General features: G+C 72.9%; 18 protein-coding genes. 15 read left to right on the top strand and 3 right to left on the bottom strand.

Annotated features, from left to right (window positions below; genetic code table 11):
* Window positions 1–99 precede the first annotated feature (99 nt).
* Window positions 100–570 carry an Lrp/AsnC family transcriptional regulator gene (locus FHS88_RS16220; protein ID WP_184486518.1) on the bottom strand — a complete coding sequence of 157 codons (471 nt, stop codon included), beginning with the start codon at window positions 568–570 and terminating at the stop codon, window positions 100–102.
* 120 nt (window positions 571–690) lie between these two features.
* Between FHS88_RS16220 and hppD the strand changes: the two genes are divergently transcribed.
* The 8 genes from hppD (at window position 691) to FHS88_RS16180 (ending at window position 10,042) form a co-directional block, all read left to right on the top strand.
* Window positions 691–1,788: a 4-hydroxyphenylpyruvate dioxygenase gene (hppD, locus tag FHS88_RS16215; RefSeq protein WP_211842415.1), complete on the top strand. Its 1,098-nt coding sequence runs from the start codon at window positions 691–693 to the stop codon at window positions 1,786–1,788.
* 112 nt (window positions 1,789–1,900) lie between these two features.
* The gene (locus tag FHS88_RS16210) at window positions 1,901–3,613 is read left to right on the top strand and encodes a methyl-accepting chemotaxis protein (protein WP_184486517.1); all 1,713 of its coding nucleotides are present in this window, start codon (window positions 1,901–1,903) and stop codon (window positions 3,611–3,613) included.
* A gap of 156 nt (window positions 3,614–3,769) precedes the next feature.
* Complete coding sequence (locus FHS88_RS16205) at window positions 3,770–4,750, top strand: ABC transporter ATP-binding protein (RefSeq protein WP_184486516.1); 981 nt, start codon at window positions 3,770–3,772, stop codon at window positions 4,748–4,750.
* A gap of 106 nt (window positions 4,751–4,856) precedes the next feature.
* Entirely contained in the window at window positions 4,857–5,909 is a 1,053-nt protein-coding gene (locus FHS88_RS16200; protein ID WP_184486515.1) for an ABC transporter ATP-binding protein, read from the top strand.
* Window positions 5,906–7,429 (top strand): ABC transporter substrate-binding protein, encoded by a 1,524-nt coding sequence (locus tag FHS88_RS16195; protein ID WP_184486514.1) that lies wholly within the window; start codon window positions 5,906–5,908, stop codon window positions 7,427–7,429. The genes FHS88_RS16200 and FHS88_RS16195 overlap by 4 nt, the downstream gene beginning before the upstream one ends.
* An 86-nt stretch (window positions 7,430–7,515) precedes the next feature.
* Entirely contained in the window at window positions 7,516–8,463 is a 948-nt protein-coding gene (locus FHS88_RS16190) for an ABC transporter permease (protein WP_184486513.1), read from the top strand.
* The gene (locus FHS88_RS16185; RefSeq protein WP_184486512.1) at window positions 8,460–9,332 is read left to right on the top strand and encodes an ABC transporter permease; all 873 of its coding nucleotides are present in this window, start codon (window positions 8,460–8,462) and stop codon (window positions 9,330–9,332) included. Before FHS88_RS16190 ends, FHS88_RS16185 begins: the two co-directional genes overlap by 4 nt.
* Window positions 9,329–10,042: a metallophosphoesterase gene (locus FHS88_RS16180; protein ID WP_184486511.1), complete on the top strand. Its 714-nt coding sequence runs from the start codon at window positions 9,329–9,331 to the stop codon at window positions 10,040–10,042. The genes FHS88_RS16185 and FHS88_RS16180 overlap by 4 nt, the downstream gene beginning before the upstream one ends.
* Before the next feature lie 10 nt (window positions 10,043–10,052).
* Here the strand turns inward: FHS88_RS16180 and FHS88_RS16175 are convergent, their stop codons facing one another.
* Together FHS88_RS16175 and FHS88_RS16170 are read right to left on the bottom strand one after the other, a co-directional pair.
* Complete coding sequence (locus tag FHS88_RS16175) at window positions 10,053–10,850, bottom strand: DUF3592 domain-containing protein (RefSeq protein WP_184486510.1); 798 nt, start codon at window positions 10,848–10,850, stop codon at window positions 10,053–10,055.
* A gap of 113 nt (window positions 10,851–10,963) precedes the next feature.
* Window positions 10,964–11,893: a 3-hydroxyacyl-CoA dehydrogenase gene (locus FHS88_RS16170; RefSeq protein WP_184486509.1), complete on the bottom strand. Its 930-nt coding sequence runs from the start codon at window positions 11,891–11,893 to the stop codon at window positions 10,964–10,966.
* 58 nt (window positions 11,894–11,951) lie between these two features.
* On the opposite strand from FHS88_RS16170, the gene FHS88_RS16165 reads away from it, so the two are divergent.
* The 7 genes from FHS88_RS16165 to FHS88_RS16135 form a co-directional block, all read left to right on the top strand.
* On the top strand, window positions 11,952–12,104 hold the full coding sequence (locus tag FHS88_RS16165; protein WP_184486508.1) for a hypothetical protein: 153 nt from the start codon (window positions 11,952–11,954) through the stop codon (window positions 12,102–12,104).
* A complete protein-coding gene (locus tag FHS88_RS16160; RefSeq protein WP_184486507.1) occupies window positions 12,101–12,820 on the top strand; it encodes a hypothetical protein in 720 nt (239 codons plus the stop codon). Before FHS88_RS16165 ends, FHS88_RS16160 begins: the two co-directional genes overlap by 4 nt.
* 170 nt (window positions 12,821–12,990) lie before the next feature.
* Window positions 12,991–13,527, top strand: a complete 537-nt coding sequence (locus FHS88_RS16155) for a hypothetical protein (protein WP_184486506.1) — start codon at window positions 12,991–12,993, stop codon at window positions 13,525–13,527.
* An 83-nt stretch (window positions 13,528–13,610) separates the two neighbouring features.
* Entirely contained in the window at window positions 13,611–14,579 is a 969-nt protein-coding gene (locus FHS88_RS16150) for a tripartite tricarboxylate transporter substrate binding protein (RefSeq protein ID WP_184486505.1), read from the top strand.
* 57 nt (window positions 14,580–14,636) lie between these two features.
* Complete coding sequence (locus FHS88_RS16145; RefSeq protein WP_246420111.1) at window positions 14,637–14,933, top strand: YMGG-like glycine zipper-containing protein; 297 nt, start codon at window positions 14,637–14,639, stop codon at window positions 14,931–14,933.
* A gap of 429 nt (window positions 14,934–15,362) precedes the next feature.
* The gene (locus FHS88_RS16140; RefSeq protein ID WP_184486504.1) at window positions 15,363–16,166 is read left to right on the top strand and encodes an alpha/beta hydrolase; all 804 of its coding nucleotides are present in this window, start codon (window positions 15,363–15,365) and stop codon (window positions 16,164–16,166) included.
* 226 nt (window positions 16,167–16,392) lie between these two features.
* Window positions 16,393–16,908 (top strand): hypothetical protein (locus FHS88_RS16135; protein ID WP_184486503.1); only part of this gene is annotated, 516 nt, incomplete at its 3' end.

The raw sequence follows: 16,908 nt of genomic DNA, 5'->3' as shown, positions 1-16,908 counted from the left end.
GCTCTCGCCGGCCGTCTCCTGTTTCTGCGCGGGAACGGCGCTCAGACAAATGGCCCGGGCGCGCCACGGCCGCGCAAAAGTTCTGCGCCTGACCTGCCCTCACACGGGCAGGCCCGCCGGCGGCTTGACCGTGCGCAGCACGAAGGCGCTGCGCGTGTCCTTCACCCCGGGCAGGCGCAGCAGGCGCCGCGTGGCGAATTCGCCGTAATCCTCGAGGTCGCGGGCCACGACCTGCAGCAGATAGTCGGTCTCCCCGCTCATCGCCCAGGCGGCGAGGATCTCGGGCATGCGGCCGATCGCGGCGTGGAAGGCCTCGACTGTCTCCTCCGCGCGCGAGGCGAGGCTCACTTGCACGAAGGCCGTCAGCCCGAGGCCGAGCCGCCCCGCATCCAGCACCGCGGCGTATCGCGCGATGACGCCCGCCTCCTCCAGGCGCCGCAGCCGCCGCGCGCAGGGCGTGGCCGAGAGGCCCACCCGCTCGGCCAGCGCGACCACGCTGGCCCGCCCGTCGCGCTGGACCTCGCGCAGCAGGCGGCGGTCGGTGGCATCGAGTTGCGTGGCGGAATCCATCGTCTGATCCTGTGCGTGCAGAGGATTTCACCAATCCTACCGCAACGATCGCGATCATTCGCCGGAAACCGGCGTCTCCCTGCGGCGATCCTCCCGCCCTCCGCTTGAAGGAACGCGCCCATGGACATCCCCCCCGACCGCACCGCCATCGCCGGCATCGTCTCCGAGGCCAATCCCATGGGCACGGACGGGTTCGAGTTCGTCGAGTTCACGGGCCCGGATACGGCGCATCTGGAATCGGTGTTCCGGGCCATGGGCTTCGCCCCGGTGGCGCGGCACCGTTCGAAGCAGGTGACGCTGTGGCGTCAGGGCGAGGTGAACTTCGTGCTCAACGCCGAGCCGACCTCCTTCGCCCAGGGCTTCGCGCGGGTGCATGGCCCCTCCTGCTGCGCCATCGCCTTCCGGGTCGCCGATGCCGCCCAGGCCTTCGAGCGCGCGGTCAGCCTCGGCGCACGGCCCTTCCACGGCCGGGTGGGGCCGATGGAACTGAACATCCCGGCCATCGAGGGGATCGGCGGCAGCCTGATCTATCTCGTGGACCGCTACGGCGCGAAGGGCAGCATCTGGGAGGTGGATTTCCGTCCCATCGAGGGCGCGGACCAGCACCCGAAGGGCGCCGGTCTGACGGTGATCGACCACCTGACTCACAACGTCCATCGCGGCCGCATGGACGCCTGGGCGGGCTTCTACGAGCGTCTCTTCAACTTCCGCGAGATCCGCTACTTCGACATCGAGGGCAAGCTCACGGGCCTGAAGTCCAAGGCCATGACCAGCCCCTGCGGGCAGATCCGCATCCCGATCAACGAGAGCAGCGACGACCGCAGCCAGATCGAGGAATACCTGCGCGCCTACAATGGCGAGGGCATCCAGCACATCGCCATGGGCACGGACGACATCCACGCGAGCGTCGAGGCGCTGCGCGAGCGCGGCGTGCGCTTCCTCGACACGCCCGACACCTACTACGAATTGCTGCCGCAGCGCCTGCCCGACACCGGCGAGGACATCGCGCGGCTGGCGAGGAACCGCATCCTGATGGATGGCTCCCCCTCGGGCGGGCGGCTGCTGCAGATCTTCACCGGCACGGTGATCGGGCCGATCTTCTTCGAACTCATCCAGCGCAAGGGCGACCAGGGCTTCGGGGAGGGCAACTTCCGCGCCCTGTTCGAATCCATCGAGCTCGACCAGGTGCGCCGGGGCGTGCTGAAGCCCGCCTCCTGACGCGGCCGCCCCAACCCCAGTCGGCGGGCATCAGAATCCCGGCGGCGGATCAACCGCCGCTTCACCTCTGCCTGGGAGACTGCAGGCGTCTTCCACGGCAGGGGAACAGGGCATGCGCGACTGGCTGCGCTCGATCCGCGGCAGGATCATCACTCTCGTCGGGGTGCTCTCGCTCGTCGGCGCGGCAGGCGGGCTTGTCGGAGCCGGCCTCCTGCGCAGCCATGCCGAGGATGTCGAGGCCATGGCGCGGGAGCAGGAGCGCGCCTACCTCCTCCAGCGACTCAATGCCGGCATCTATGCCACGGTGATGGAAAGCCGTGGCCTCTACATGGCCCGCGACGCGCGCGAGATCGAACGCTTCGGCACCGGCCTGCTGCGCCACACTGCCCAGCTGCGCGAGGACGCCGCCGCCCTGGCCGCCATCGCCGGCTCCGACCCCCTGATCCCGCCTGTCGTCGCCGCGGTCACGGAGTTCGCCCGCTTCCGCGACGAGGTGGCGCGCGTCGCGCGCGCCGAGGGCGCGCAGGCGGCGGACCGGATGGGCAACAACGAGACGAACCGCGCCAACCGCACCGAGGTGAACCGCGCGCTCAGCGCCGCCTCGGGCGCGATGCGCGAGCGCGCGGTCGCCGCCGCCGCGACGATCGAGGCCGAGGGGCGGCGCTATGCGAGCCTTCTGCTGCTGGTTCCCCTGGCCACGCTGATCGCCGGCGGCCTCGTGGCGTGGCTGGTCCATGCGCGCGTCGCGCTGCCGCTCGCCTCGGTCACCAAGGCCATGGCCGCGCTGGCCGAAGGGCGGACGGACATCGCCCCCGCCGAGGCCGGGCGGCGCGACGAGATCGGCGACATGGCCCGCGCGGTGGAGGTGTTCCGCCGCAACGCGCAAGAGAATGCCGCGCTGCGCGCCACGCAGGACGCCGAACGCGCCCGCGCCGAGGCCGAGCGCCTGCGCGCCATCGAGGAACTCGGCCGCCGGATCGAGAACGAGACCCGCGCCGCCGTGGAAGCCATCGCCCAGCGCATCGGCGCCATGGCGCGCGATGCCGAAAGCCTCGCCGCGGCGGTCGGCGCGACGGCGCAGGATGGCGCGATGCTGGCCGATGGCGCGCGCACCAGTCTCGAACACGCCGCCGGCAGCGCAGCCGCCGCCGAGGAACTCTCCGCCTCCATCAGCGAGATCGCGGGGCGTGTCGAGCAGGCCGCCGCCGCCACGCGCCGCGCCGTGGCCGGGGCGGAGCAGGGCGGCGAGGCAATCGCCGGCCTTCAGCAGGCGGTCGAGCGCATCGGGGAGGTCGCGCGCCTGATATCCGACATCGCCGCGCGGACCAACCTCCTCGCGCTCAACGCCACCATCGAGGCCGCGCGCGCGGGCGAGGCCGGCAAGGGCTTCGCCGTGGTGGCGGGCGAGGTGAAGGCGCTGGCCAGCCAGACCGCGCGCAGCACCGAGGAGATCGGCCGCCAGATCCAGGCCGTCGTGACCGCGACGCGCGAGGCGGTGGAGAAGGTGCAGGGCATTTCCGCCACGGTGGGCGAGATGGAGGGCATCGCCGCCGCGATCGCCGGCGCCATGGCGCAGCAGAATGTCGCGACCAGCGAGATCGCGCGCACCGCGGCCGGCGCGGCCGCCTCGGCCCAGGCCATGACCGCGCGCTGCGAGGCCGTGGGCGAGGCGACGCGCGGCGCCGATGCGCGCGCCGCCGCGCTGCGCCAGGCTGCGATCGAGGCTGATGCCGCGATGGCCGATCTGCGTCGCGCGCTGATCGGCATCGTCAGCGAGGCGCGCTCGGGCACCTCCGCGAGCCAGCCGCTGGCCCGCGCGGCCTGAAGCCGCGCTCGCCGGCGCGGCACCTCCTGCACAGCGGGCGGGCAGGGCGGGGCAGGGCCCGCGTGCCCGCTTCGGGGGCTTGCGCCCGGGGCGCGGCGGGGGCTTTCTGCCGGCCATGATCCGCCGCCGCGCCAGCCGCCCGCACGGACGGGCCGCATGACCCCCGCCCTTGAGGTCATCGGCCTGACGCTCGACTTCCGGCAGGAAGGGCGCAGCCTGCGCGTCCTCGATGGCGTGTCCTTCCGCGTCGAGGCGGGACGCACGCTCGCCATCGTCGGCGAATCGGGCTGCGGCAAGTCGGTGACCGCGCTCGCCATCATGGGCCTGCTGCCCGGCACGGCGCGCATCGGCGGCACCATCCGCCTCGGCGGCCGCGACCTCGGGGCCATGAGCGCCGAGCAACGCCGGCTGCTGCGCGGCGGCGAGATGGCAATGATCTTCCAGGAGCCCATGACCAGCCTCAATCCGGCCTTCACCGCCGGGGACCAGGTGGCCGAGGCGTTGCGGCTCCATCAGGGCCTCGACAAGGCGGCCGCCTTCGCCGAGGCGGTGAGGATGCTCGACCGCGTGCGAATCCCCGACGCGTCCCGCCGCGCGAAGCAGTATCCGCACCAACTCTCGGGCGGGATGCGCCAGCGGGTGATGATCGCCATGGCGCTCGCCTGCAAGCCGCGGCTGCTGATCGCCGACGAGCCGACCACGGCGCTCGACGTCACCGTCCAGGCGCAGATCCTCGCGCTGCTGGACGAGATGAAGCGGGAGACGGGCACGGCCGTCATCCTGGTCACGCACGATCTCGGCGTGGTGGCCGATCATGCCGACGATGTCGCGGTGATGTATGCCGGCCGCATCGCCGAGCAGGCGCCGGCCGCGGCGCTCTTCGCCCGCCCCGAGCATCCCTACACCGCCGGCCTGCTCGGCGCCGCCCCGGGGGAGGGGGAGCCGGGCGAGCGCCTGGCCAGCATCGAGGGCACTGTGCCCGACCTGCGCGCGCCCCCGCCCGGTTGCCGCTTCGCCCCGCGCTGCCCCTTCGCGGTCGCGCGCTGCGACAGCGTGCCGCCGCTGGTCGAGGTCGCGCCCGGCCATGCCACGGCCTGCTGGCGGGCGCCGCTCGACCAGGTGCTGGAGGCCGCCTGATGCCCACCGGCAGCACGGCCCCGGCACCCCGCTTCGGCCATCAGTTCCCGAAGGACACGGAAGGTTGGGGGGTTCGGGGGGAAGTTCCCCTCCCCCCGATTTCCGCATGACCCCGCTGCTCGAGCTCTCCGGCCTCGTGAAGCGCTTCCCGGTGCGTGACGCGCTCGGCCGCCGTGCCGGCGCCGTTCATGCCGTGGATGGCGTCTCGCTCGCGGTCGCGAAGGGCGAGGTGCTGGCCATCGTCGGCGAGTCCGGCTGCGGCAAGTCCACGCTGGGCCGGCTGATGCTGCGCCTGATCGAGCCCGATGCGGGCAGCGTCCGCTTCGACGGCGAGGATCTCGGCGCGCTCTCCCCGGCCGCGCTGCGTGCCCGGCGGCGGGACATGCAGCTCATCTTCCAGGATCCCTTCGCGAGCCTCGATCCGCGCATGACGGTGGAGCAGGCGGTGGCCGAGCCGCTGCGGCTCCATCGCATCGTCCCGCGCGAGCAGGAGGCGGCGCGCGTCGCGGAACTGCTCTCGCGCGTCGGGCTGCGCCCGGAACTCGCGCGCCGATGGCCGCATGAGTTCTCCGGCGGGCAGCGCCAGCGCGTGGCCATCGCCCGCGCGCTCGCGAGCAACCCGCGGCTGATTGTCGGCGACGAGCCGGTCAGCGCGCTCGATGTCAGCGTGCAGGCGCAGGTGGTGAACCTGCTCTCGGACCTGATCCGCGACCTCGGCCTGACCTTTGTGCTGATCAGCCACGACCTCGGCGTGGTGCGCCATGTCGCGGACCGGGTGGCGGTGATGTATCTCGGCCGCATCGTCGAGCAGGGGCCGGCGCGGGAGGTGCTTTCGGCGCCGCGCCATCCCTACACGCGGGCGCTTCTTGCCGCCGTGCCCGGCCATGGGGTGAAGGCGCCGCCGCTCGAGGGCGACGTGCCATCGCCGATCGCGCCGCCGCCGGGCTGCCGCTTCCACACGCGCTGCCCCTTCGCCGAGGCGCGCTGCCGCGACAGCGTGCCGGAGCTCGGCGGCGGGGATCATCGCGTCGCCTGCCACCTGGCGGACAGCCTCCCGGCACCGGAACCGCTGCCGCCGCGCCTGGCCGGTGGCGACCGGCTCCGCCGCCTGCAATCCTTCTTCCGGGCCCCGGCCCCCAACCAGGGAGCGCAATCATGAGAGCGTCCATCAAGGCCATCCTCGCGGCCGCCGCGGCCATCATCCCGGCCGTCGCGGCGGTCGCGCCGGCCTCCGCGCAGCATCTGCGGATCGGCCTGCGCGAGGACCCGGACATCCTCGACCCGACGCTGAGCCGCACCTATGTCGGGCGCATCGTCTACATGGCGCTGTGCGACAAGCTGTTCGACATCAACGAGCGGCTCGAGATCGTCCCGCAGCTCGCCACCGGCTTCCGCTGGGAAAGCCCGACGCAGCTCCTGATCACGCTGCGCGAGAATGTGCGGTTCCACGACGGCGAGGTCATGGACGCCGAGGCGGTGCGCTACTCGCTCGACCGCCACCTGAACATGCAGGGCTCCTTCCGCCGCAGCGAGATCGCGGACATGGAGCGCGTCGAGGTGGTGGACCCGCGCACCGTGCGCATCGTGCTGAAGGGGCCCTCGGCCTCCTTCCTCTCGGCGCTGACCGACCGCGCGGGCATGATCGTCAGCCCCCGCGCGGCCGAGGCGGCGGGGCGGAACTTCGGCACCCGCCCGGTCTGCGCCGGGCCCTTCCGCTTCGTCGAGCGCGTCGCGCAGGAGCGCATCGTCGTCGAGCGCTTCCGCGAGTACTGGGACGCGGCGAACATCCACTTCGACCGCGTGACCTACCTGCCCATCCCCGACAACACGGTGCGCCTCGCCAACCTGCAATCCGGCGCGGTGGAGTTCGTCGAGCGCATGGAGCCCGACGACATGCGCACCATCCAGCGCAACCGCAACCTGCGCGCGGTGGCGGTGGATGAGCTCGGCTACCAGTCCATCACCATCAACATCGCCAACGGGGAACGCGCCAACAACCCGCTCGGCCGCGACGCGCGCGTGCGCCAGGCCTTCGAACTCGCGATCGACCGCGCCGCGCTCAACCAGGTCGTCTATCAGGGCATGTACACGCCGACGCGCCAGCCCTGGCCGCCGGCCAACCCCTTCCATGTGCGCGACTTCCCGCCCACCCAGCGCAATGTCGAGCGCGCCCGCGCCCTGCTGCGCGAGGCCGGCGTCACCACGCCCGTGCAGGTCGAGCTGACGGTGCCGAACAACCCGGACCTCCGCCAGGTGGGCGAGGTGATCCAGGCCATGGTGAACGAGGCCGGCTTCAACCTGACGCTGCGCGCGATGGAGTTCGCCTCCTCGCTCCAGGCTGCGCAGCGCGGCGACTTCCAGACCTACCTCGTGGGCTGGTCGGGCCGCACCGACCCGGACGGGAACTTCTTCACCTTCACCCGCACGGGCGGCGGGCAGAATGACGGCCGCTATTCCAACCCCGAGGTGGACCGGCTGCTCGATGCGGCGCGCACGGAACTCGACCTCGAGAAGCGCAAGGATCTCTACGCCCAGGCGCTGAGGATCGCGATGGGCCAGGATGTGGCGCGCATCTATCTCTGGCACCGCAAGAACATCATGGCGCACAGCGCGCGCCTGACAGGCTATCGCCCGGTCTCGGACGGGATGATCCGCCTGCAGGGCATGCGGCTGCAGTGATCCGCGACCGCGCCGGGGCCTGCGCGGCCCGCCGTTCCGCCGCTCCGCCCGCCGCAACCCGGCGGGCGGGCAGGGAGTAGCGCCGCATGGGCATCTGGCTGCTGCGCAGGCTGGGGCAGGTGATCCCCACGCTGCTGATCCTCTCCGTGATGATCTTCGGGCTGCAGCAGCTGATGCCCGGCGATCCCGCGCTCATTCTCGCCGGCGAGGAACGCGGCGACCCGGCCGTGCTCGCGCAGATCCGCGCCGAGCTCGGCCTCGACCGCCCCATCCACGAGCAATACCTGATCTGGATGGGCAAGGTGCTGACCGGGGATTTCGGCTTCTCCTGGCGCATCCGCGTGCCTGTGAGCGAGCTCATCCTCGCCAAGCTGCCCGTCACCTTCCAGCTCGCCTCCATGGCCTTCCTCATCGCCATCCTGATCGGCGTGCCGCTCGGCATCGTCTCGGCGGTGCGCAAGGACACGCCGGCGGACTGGCTCGCCAACGGGGCGGCGCTCGCCGGCATCTCCACGCCGAATTTCTGGCTCGGCATCATGATGATCCTGCTGTTCAGCGTGGAGCTCGGCTGGCTGCCGCCCTCCGGCTACGTCCCGATAACCGAGGATTTCTGGCGCTCCATCGCGACCACCATCATGCCGGCCTTCGTGCTCGGCACCGGCGTGGCGGCGGTGCTGATGCGCCACACGCGGGCGGCGATGCTGACCGCGCTGAGCCAGGACTACGTGCGCACGGCGCGCGCGAAGGGGCTGAAGGAGCGCGTCGTGGTCTGGAAGCACGCGCTGCGCAACGCGCTGATCCCGGTGGTCACACTGGGCGCGATCGAGTTCGGCCGCCTGCTGGCCGGCGCCGTCCTGACCGAGCAGATCTTCACCATCCCCGGCTTCGGCAAGCTCATCGTGGATGCCGTGTTCAACCGAGACTACCCGGTGGTGCAGGGCGTGGTGCTCGCGACCGCGCTGATCTTCGTGCTGCTCTCGCTGGTCGCAGACCTCCTCTACATGGCCATCAACCCGCGGCTGAGGCAGGCATGAGCGCGACCGCCGCCCTGCCCGCTGCCGAGAGCCCCACGCGGCGCGCCATCCGCCGCTTCTTCCGCCACCGCCTCGCGGTGTTCGGGCTGGTGGTGGTGGTGCTGTTCGTCACCGTCGCCATCCTCGCGCCCGTCATCGCGCCCTACGACCCGCTGCAGACCTCCTGGGCGCGGATCCGCAAGCCGCCCTCCTGGGAACACTGGATGGGCACGGACGAGAACGGCCGCGATGTCCTCTCGCGCGTGATCTGGGGGGCGCGGGCCTCGCTGATGGCCGGCGTGATCTCGGTGCTCGGCGCGCTCGTCATCGGCGTGCCGCTCGGCCTTCTCGCAGGGCTCGCGGGCGGCTGGACGGATGCGGTCATCTCCCGCATCGCCGATGCGATGCTCTCGGTGCCCTTCCTGATCCTCGCCATCGCGCTCGCCGCCTTCCTCGGCCCCGCGCTCGAGAATGCGATGCTCGCCATCGCCATCACGGCCTCGCCGGTCTTCGTGCGCCTCGCGCGCGGCATGGCGCTGGATGCAAAATCCACCGACTGGATCGAGGCCGCGCGCGCGCTGGGCAACCCGCCCTGGCGCACCGCCTTCGTCCATGTGCTGCCGAACATCGTCCCGCCGCTGCTGGTGCAGGCGAGCCTCGCCATCGCCGAGGCGATCATCGCCGAGGCGGCGCTCTCCTTCCTCGGCCTCGGCCAGCAGCCGCCGCACCCTTCCTGGGGTTCGATGCTGAACTCCTCGCAGCGCTTCCTCACCCAGGCCCCCTGGCTCTCGATCTTTCCCGGTGCCACCATCATGCTCGTGGTCCTGGCCTTCAACCTGATGGGCGACGGGTTGCGCGACGCGCTCGATCCCCGCGCCGAGAAGAAATGATCGAACTGCGGGATGCGCCCGCGGCACTGCCGCGCGGGCGCCGCATCTACGCGATCGGCGACATCCACGGCGCGGCGACGAAGCTGCGCGCGCTGCACGCCCGCATCGCGGAGGATCTGCGGCGCCGCCCCGTGGCCTCCGCGCTGCTGCTGCATCTCGGCGACTATGTGGACAAGGGCGCCGACAGCCGCGCGGTGATGGAGCACCTGATCGGGGAGGATCCCGTCCCCGGCCTGCCGGTGGTCAACCTGATCGGCAACCACGAGGAGACGATGCTCGCCGCCCTTTCGGGCGATGGCGCGGCGGCGGCCGACTGGCTCTGGGGCGGCGGCCGCGCCACGCTCGAATCCTGGGGCATTGATCCCGACACCCCGCGCGAGGAATGGCCGCGGCACTTCTCCGCGGCGCATCTGCGCTTCCTGCGGCGGCTTCACCTGCACCACCAGGAGGGCGGATACCTCTTCGTCCATGCGGGCATCCGCCCGGGCATCCCGCTCGAGGAACAGTCGCGCGAGGACCTGCTGCGCATCCGCCACGACTTCCTCGGCTCCGAGCGCGACCATGGCGTGGTGGTGGTGCATGGACACACCGCCGGCTTCAACCCGGTGGTCCGCGACAACCGCATTTGCCTCGACACCGCCGCCTGGTCGGGCGGGCCGCTCACCTGCGGCGTGTTCGAGGGCGCGACGCTCGGCTTCCTCCAGGCCTGACCGCCGCGCCTCACCCGCGCCGCGGCGGCCCGGCCATCATCGTCGCATCCTCCCCGCCGCGCGGATCGCGCAGGAAGGAGAGGTCCATCCGGTAGGGGCCATCGGGCAGCGACGGATCGAAGGCGACCCGGATGTGGTCCATGTGGCGCATCTGCGGCACCGGGTCGAAGGGGATGGGCGGGCTCTCGAAAAGCCGCTGCGCGCCGCTGCGCGGGTCCGTCCATCGCGCCTGCAGGATGCAGGCATCGCCCGCGCGCCGGAGCCCCACCAGCGGCACCTCGAGAATCGCCGAACCCGGCGGCCCCTCCGCGTCGCCGAATGCGCCGCCCGCGGCGGCCAGTGTCGCGCTCCCGCGCAGCATGCGCGGCAGCACGAGGCCGAGCAGCGTGAAGACCGAGCCCATCCCGCCCAGGATGGTGGGCAGCAGCCAGGAACTCAGGAAGCCCGTCATCCGCCCGCGCGTCGGGTCGGCCGGGTCGTAGCGCACGCGCACCGCGTCCCCGACCTTGCAACAGGGCGGGGAGGAGGAAAAGGAGGCGGTGACCCGCACCTCCCGCCCATCCGGCAGGCGATAGGCGAAGACCGGCGTCCAGTTGGTGCTCGAGCCGCCGTCGCGGTCGCGGGTGATTTCGCGGATCATCTCGACGATGCGCCCGTCCGTCTCCACCGCCCGCTCGCGGAAGGCGAGTTCGAGCCAGACCGCGATGCCCGCCCCGGCGATCAAGCCGAGGCCCACCAGCAGGAACAGCGGTCCGAGCCAGCGCGGCGCGGCCCTGCCGCCGCCCGCCTTTCCCATCGTCAGCGCCATGGCGGCCTCCCCTGCTTTGCCGTGCGGCGCGGCGCAAGTCTCTCCCCGTTCGCCGCCGCCCCGGCGTGCATCATGGCGCGGGCGGGCGGAGGCTTTGAAGCCCGCCGGCGCCGTCAGCCCGGCTGGCCCCGCTTGTGCGCGATCAGCGCCATCAGGCGCCGGTCGCGCCAGCCGCTGCGCTGCCCGATCGCCTCGCGGGGCAGGAGGGCGCGGCGCGCCGCATCCACCTTGGCCACCGTCCCGGCGTCGTAGTGGAAGGGCGTCTGCTCCTCGGTGATGCCGCCCATCAGCCCGCCGAACCGCGCCGCATAATCCGCGACGCCGCCCGGCGCGTTCATGTCGATCGTCTCGAACGGGCCCATGAAGGACCAGCGCAGCCCGAGCCCGTCCTTCACGCAGGCATCCACATCCTCGACCGACATCACGCCGTCGCGCACCAGGCGGAAGGCCTCCGCCACCAGCGCGGCCTGCAGGCGGTTCAGCACGAAGCCGCGCGTCTCCTTCATCGCGGTCACCGGCACCTGGCCCACGCGTTCCATCAGCGCGCGGGTGCGGGCGATGACGGCCGGATCGGTCCAGGGCGCGCCGACGAGTTCGACCAGCGGCACGAGATAGGGCGGGTTGACCGGATGCGCGACGAGGCAGCGCGCGCGCCCGGCCAGGCCCTCGGTGAAGGCGCTCGCCGGAATGCCCGAGGTCGAGGAGGCGAGCACGACCTCCGGCCCGCACAGCGCATCGAGGCGCGCGAAGGTCTCGCGCTTGAGCTCCACCCGCTCCGGCCCGTTCTCCTGGACGTGCTGCGCGCCCTGCACGCAGTCCTCGAGCGTGGCGGCGATGCCGATGCGCGCGGCGACGGCGTCCGGCGCCTCGCTGATGAGCCCCGCGGCGGCGAGGTCCGCGAGCCGCTCCGCGACCACCGCCATGGTCCGCGCGGCGGCGCCCTCCACGGGATCCCAGACCCGCACGGCATGGCCCGCGCGCGCGAAGACGATCGCCCAGGCGCCCCCGATCAGCCCCGCGCCCACCACCGCGATCCGTTCCATGCGCAACCCTCCCGCGCGCGCCTTGATCGGCGCCCCGCCAGGGGCGATCTAACGGCGCGTGACAGGCTTCCGCAACGCACCCTCCGCCCCGCCGAGCACGCCGCCGCCTGTCGGCACGCGCATGATCGGCTTCTTCCTGCTCGGCGGGACGATGTGGATCGCCGGGCTGTTCGCGCTGTTCCGCGCCGTCATGGCGGTGGCCGCACCGTGATCTCGGCCTTCTGGCGGCGCTGGCTGCTGCCCTTCACCGTCCTGCCGCTGCTGCCCGCGACGCTGTTCAACCTTTTCGCCGGGCGGGAATGGGCGCTGCTCGGCTGCCTGCTCGGCATCGCCCTGCCGATGGGCGCCACCTGGCTGATGCGCCGGGGCAGGGCAGGGGATGCGCGCCTCGCGGCACTGGCCATGGGTGCGGCCGCGGCCATCGTCGCGCTGCTCGGCGCCGAGGCCGGGCCGGTCGCGGCCCTGCTGCTCGGCCTCGGCGCCTGGGGCGGCACAACGCTGCTCTATGCCGGCGTCGAGGAGGCGCCGCCGCCGGCCGTCGCGCCGCCACCCCCGCCCGAGCCCGAGGCGCTGCGCGAGGCCCGCAGGCGCATCCGCGCGCTGATGGAGCGGGCCCGAGGCCTTGCCATGCCGCGGCTGCTGCCGCCGATCCTCGCCGTGGAGGGCGTGCTCGACGACCTCGCGCGGCGGCCCGAGCGCATCGCCGAGGCGCGCGAGCTGCTCGCGCTGCACATAGACGGCCTCGAGCGCATCACCGCCCGCCTTGCCGCGGGTGCGGCGCCGCCCGAAGGGCTGCCCGCGCTGCTCGCCGACCTCGAGGCCGATGCGCGGAACCTGCGCGCGCGACTGCAGGAGCAGGAGAGCATGGCGCTCGCGGTGCAGGTGAAGGTGATCGGCGACCGCCTGCGCCGCGACGGCTACGGCTGAGGCCGGCTGGCGACGCGGCGGATGCATCGGCGCGCTGGTGTTCGGGACCGAATTTGCGCGACCGCCCCCATCCGGCAGCCGCACGTCGAACGCCGGGCCGGTGGGCGGATTTCCCGCCTGCGGGAACTGGCCGCGTGTTAGCCTTTCAGGACATCTTGGAGGAACGGCCCATGCGCTCCATCCCGGCCCTGAGCGTCCTCGTCATCCTCGCGGGCTGCACGGCGGAGCCGCCCACACCCGTCACGCTGCCGGGGCAGACCGATGCCACTGTCTCGCGCGACCCGATTGTCGAGGTCGGCCAGGACATCGCCGCCTTCTATCGCCGCCCGCAGCCGAACCAGCCGGCGGCGGCCGCGCGCGCCATCGCCGAGATCGAATGGCTCGCCGTCTCGCTGCCGATGTCGCCGCGCTGGCGCACGGCGCCGGGCGGGGGCATGGCGCAACTCACCTTGGCGCGCGACGAGGCGCGCACGGGCCTCGGCATCCCGCGGAACGCCTCGCCCCAGGCCGTCATCAACGGCCTGAGCGCGGCGGCGGCGGCCATCGAGGCCGGGGACGACGCCGCCCTTGCCCGCGCCCTGCCGCGCGCGACCTTCCCGCTCGGGCCGCAGGAGACGGTGCGCCGGCTCGCCGGCCCGCCGCCCAACCGCAACATCATGCCCGCGCTCTTCGCGCTGCGCGGGGGCATGCGCGGCGGCGGCGGCTGACACGGCGCCCGGGCCCGGCTTGACGCCGCGCCCTTCGCGGGCGACCTCCTGGTTCAACCGAACACCGGGAGGTCCAGAGAACCATGATCGAACGTCGCGCCCTGCTGACCGCGGCGGCGGCCCTTGCCGCCCCCTCGATCGCCACCGCCCAGGGCGCCTGGCCCTCGGGTCCCATCCGCATCGTCGTGCCGTTCCCGCCGGGCGGCTCGACCGATGCGCTGGCGCGGCTGCTCGCGCCCCGCTTCCAGCAGGAACTGGGCGTGCCCATCGTGGTGGAGAACCGCGGCGGCGCCTCGGGCTCGCTCGGCACCGCGCTGGTGGCCCGGGCCGCGCCGGACGGGAACACTTGGCTGATCGTCTTCGATACCCATGCGGTCAACCCGGCGCTGATCCCCAATATCGGCTTCGACACGCAGCGCGACCTCACACCGCTGCTGCTCTTCGGCACCGCGCCGATGGTGCTGACGGCGCATCGCACGCGCCCCTACCGCAGCCTCGCGCAGGTGATCGAGGCGGCGAAGGCCCGGCCGGAGACGGTGACCTACGGGACCATCGGCAACGGCTCGCTCGCGCATCTGACGATGGAACTCGCCCAGCGCGCCGGCGGCTTCCGGCTGGTCCATGTGCCCTATCGCGGCGGCGGGCCGCTCGCCGTCGCCGCCGTGGCGGGGGAGGTGGACCTGCCCATCGCGACCCGCCCCGCGCTCGGCGTGCACATCGATTCCGGGGCGATCATCCCGCTGGCGCAGACCAGCGCCACCCGCTCGCCCTCCATGCCGGACATCCCGACCTTCGCCGAGGCCGGCATTCCCGGCATCGACGCCCGCGCCTTCTGGGGCTTCCTCGGCCCGGCCAACCTGCCCGCGCCGATCAAGCAGCGGATGGAGGCGACGCTGCGCTCGGCCCTTGAGGTGCCGGCGATCCGCGAGCGCGTCCTCGCCCTCGGCATCGACCTCGACCCGCAGGGCGAGGCGGTGTTCGGCCCCTTCATCGCGCGCCAGATGGAGATCTGGGGCCGCGTGGTGCGGGAGAACAACATCCGCCCCGACTGAGCGGGCTACCCGCCGCGCCGCCACATGCCCGCCGCGAAGCGCGGGCATCCTGCGGTCATGAGGATCGCGCTTCCGCTGCTCCTGGCCGTGCCGCTCGCGGCCTGCGTCATGGTCCGGCCGGTGCCCGTCGCGGTGCCGGCGGGCCCGGTCTGCGATGACCCCGCCGCGGGTGCGGCGCTGGGTGCCGCGCTCGGTGCGGGGCTCGGCGCGCTCGCGGGCTCGCCGAGCGCGGATGCCGGGCGCGGGGCGCTGATCGGGGCGGGCCTGGGTGCTGCGGCGGGGGCGGCGATCGGCAGCCAGCCCTGCGCGCCGCCCGCCCCTCCGCCACCGCCGGGCGGGCTGCCGAAGGATTGATGCCGCGCGCGGCCCCGGCGTGCTTTGGGACCGTGCTCCCCTCCTGCGTGGATGCTCCGAGGTTGCGCGGCAGTTCCGGCTCGCACGGCCCGCCGCGTGTCAAGCGCAAGCCGGCCGGTCGCCCGATCCGGCCCGACTGGTGGCCGGGCAGCCTTCGGGGCATGGACTCGGCCGCCGCCGAGCGGTGTTCCTTCGCTGGTGGCCCTCAGCGCGGAACCTGGGCGCGCCGGTGCCGTGAGCGCGGGCTGGCGTTGTGGTCACGCGCGAACGGCGCGGCTGCTCCCTGGCCGCAGCCGCCGGTCCAAGCCTTCCGGGCATCAGGCGCGCCCGGCGCCATGCGGGGCGCGCGCTCGGGGGGGCGGCCGAGCCGCCATTGCGCCCGGAGCACCCGCCGGCCACATCCCCCACCATGACCCGCGCCAGCCCCCCATGCGTCGCGTGCTGACCGCCACGGCCATCGTCATCGCCATACCGCTGCTGCTCGGCGGCGCGCTCTGGGCGGGGCAGGAGAGGCTGATCTTCCTGCCCGATCCCCGCCGGCTCAGCGCCCCCGCGGGCTGGGAGAGGCCGAGCCTGCGCACGGCGGACGGGCTCGACCTCGCCTTCCTCGCCGCCCCGCCGCCGGGGCCCGAGGGCATGGTCATCCTCCATTTCCACGGCAATGGCGGCAATGCGGGCGACCGTGCCGGGCTCGGGACGCTGCTCAACCGCGCCGGCTTCGGCGTGGTGCTCGCCGAATACCGCGGCTATGGCGGCAATCCGGGTCGCCCCTCCGAGGAGGCCTTCGCCGCCGATGCCCGCGCCTATCTCGACTGGACGCGGGCGCGCTTCCCCGCCGCGCGGATCGCGCTGTGGGGCGAAAGCCTGGGCTCGGGCGTGGTGACGCGCCTGGCCGAAGGGCGCGCGGACATCGCCGCCATCGTGCTGGAGAGCCCCTTCACCTCGGTGCGCGAACTCGCCGCCGGGATGTATCCCTGGCTGCCCACCGACATGCTGCTGCGCCACCCCTTCGAGAGCCTCTCACGCCTGCCCGGCGTGCGCGCCCCGGTGCTGGTTGTGGCGAGCGAGCAGGACCGCATCACCCCGGCCGACCATGCGCGCCGCATGGCGACCGGTGCGCGCGAGGGGCGGCTTGTCATGCTGCCGGGCGGGGCGCATCCGGCGGTGCTCAACGATCCGGGCGGGGAAGGGGTGCGGGCGGTCCTGGCCTTCCTGCGCGGGGTGCCGCGGTAGCGGTCAGGCATCAGGGGTTCCGACATCAGCGCCGATGTTGCCCCATCCCTCCGTCGCCGGCGACGCGGTTGCGCGGTTTGGACCGCATGATCATTCCGATGTCGGGAAATCTGACACTCCACCAGCAACGCGCCTGTTCCCGCAGCGGAAGTGTCTGATTCCCTAGGGTGGCTCAGATCTTGCTATCCAGCCTTGCGCCGGGTGTCATTCTTCATGGAAGGTTCCGATGGCTGACCATCGGAGTCATCTGGCTTGCGTTCTTGCCGTCGCATTGACTGCCACGCTGCCGGCGGCGGCCTCGGCGGCGACCGCGACCTACAATTTCGAAGGGGTGACGACCACCGGCAACACCGGCGGCTACACGAGCCTCTCGCTCAGCGACAGCGGCCTGACGGCGACCTTCTCGCGCGGCGGCACGGTGAGGTTCGACATCCGCGACATTTCGTCCTTCACAGGCGCGCCCGCCGCCTTTGGCGCGGCGACGTTGAGCCCCTTCTTCGATCCGCAGGCGGCGCCCTTCCTGCTCAGCTTCTCGCAGGCCGTGACGGGCCTGACCTTCCAGGCGGGCGACTTCTTCGCCGACAGCGACGTGCTCAACGTCGTCGCCTACGAGAACGCGGACGGCACCGGCGCCGTCGTGGACAGCGTCAGATACCGTCATGCAATGCAAGGCCCTTCTGCGTGGCCCGCAGGGACGCGCGGCTGCGCTATTTGGATGGCTACGCCGCGCGCCCCTGCTCTG

This window comes from Neoroseomonas alkaliterrae (genome assembly GCF_014199195.1).
GTDB classification, from domain to species: domain Bacteria; phylum Pseudomonadota; class Alphaproteobacteria; order Acetobacterales; family Acetobacteraceae; genus Neoroseomonas; species Neoroseomonas alkaliterrae.
Note: the sequence above shows the minus strand (reverse complement) of the source record. Positions and strands in the feature narration are given on the sequence as shown.

Bases quoted from the DNA above. Each gene is read 5' to 3' on its own strand.
- FHS88_RS16205 (WP_184486516.1), top strand. From the start codon at position 3,770: ATGACCCCCGCCCTTGAGGTCATCGGCCTGACGCTCGACTTCCGGCAG.
- FHS88_RS16195 (WP_184486514.1), top strand. From the start codon at position 5,906: ATGAGAGCGTCCATCAAGGCCATCCTCGCGGCCGCCGCGGCCATCATC.
- FHS88_RS16210 (WP_184486517.1), top strand. From the start codon at position 1,901: ATGCGCGACTGGCTGCGCTCGATCCGCGGCAGGATCATCACTCTCGTC.
- hppD (WP_211842415.1), top strand. From the start codon at position 691: ATGGACATCCCCCCCGACCGCACCGCCATCGCCGGCATCGTCTCCGAG.
- FHS88_RS16155 (WP_184486506.1), top strand. From the start codon at position 12,991: ATGCGCTCCATCCCGGCCCTGAGCGTCCTCGTCATCCTCGCGGGCTGC.
- FHS88_RS16220 (WP_184486518.1), bottom strand. From the start codon at position 570: ATGGATTCCGCCACGCAACTCGATGCCACCGACCGCCGCCTGCTGCGC.
- FHS88_RS16200 (WP_184486515.1), top strand. From the start codon at position 4,857: ATGACCCCGCTGCTCGAGCTCTCCGGCCTCGTGAAGCGCTTCCCGGTG.
- FHS88_RS16145 (WP_246420111.1), top strand. From the start codon at position 14,637: ATGAGGATCGCGCTTCCGCTGCTCCTGGCCGTGCCGCTCGCGGCCTGC.
- FHS88_RS16185 (WP_184486512.1), top strand. From the start codon at position 8,460: ATGAGCGCGACCGCCGCCCTGCCCGCTGCCGAGAGCCCCACGCGGCGC.
- FHS88_RS16150 (WP_184486505.1), top strand. From the start codon at position 13,611: ATGATCGAACGTCGCGCCCTGCTGACCGCGGCGGCGGCCCTTGCCGCC.
- FHS88_RS16190 (WP_184486513.1), top strand. From the start codon at position 7,516: ATGGGCATCTGGCTGCTGCGCAGGCTGGGGCAGGTGATCCCCACGCTG.
- FHS88_RS16175 (WP_184486510.1), bottom strand. From the start codon at position 10,850: ATGGCGCTGACGATGGGAAAGGCGGGCGGCGGCAGGGCCGCGCCGCGC.
- FHS88_RS16170 (WP_184486509.1), bottom strand. From the start codon at position 11,893: ATGGAACGGATCGCGGTGGTGGGCGCGGGGCTGATCGGGGGCGCCTGG.
- FHS88_RS16180 (WP_184486511.1), top strand. From the start codon at position 9,329: ATGATCGAACTGCGGGATGCGCCCGCGGCACTGCCGCGCGGGCGCCGC.
- FHS88_RS16140 (WP_184486504.1), top strand. From the start codon at position 15,363: ATGCGTCGCGTGCTGACCGCCACGGCCATCGTCATCGCCATACCGCTG.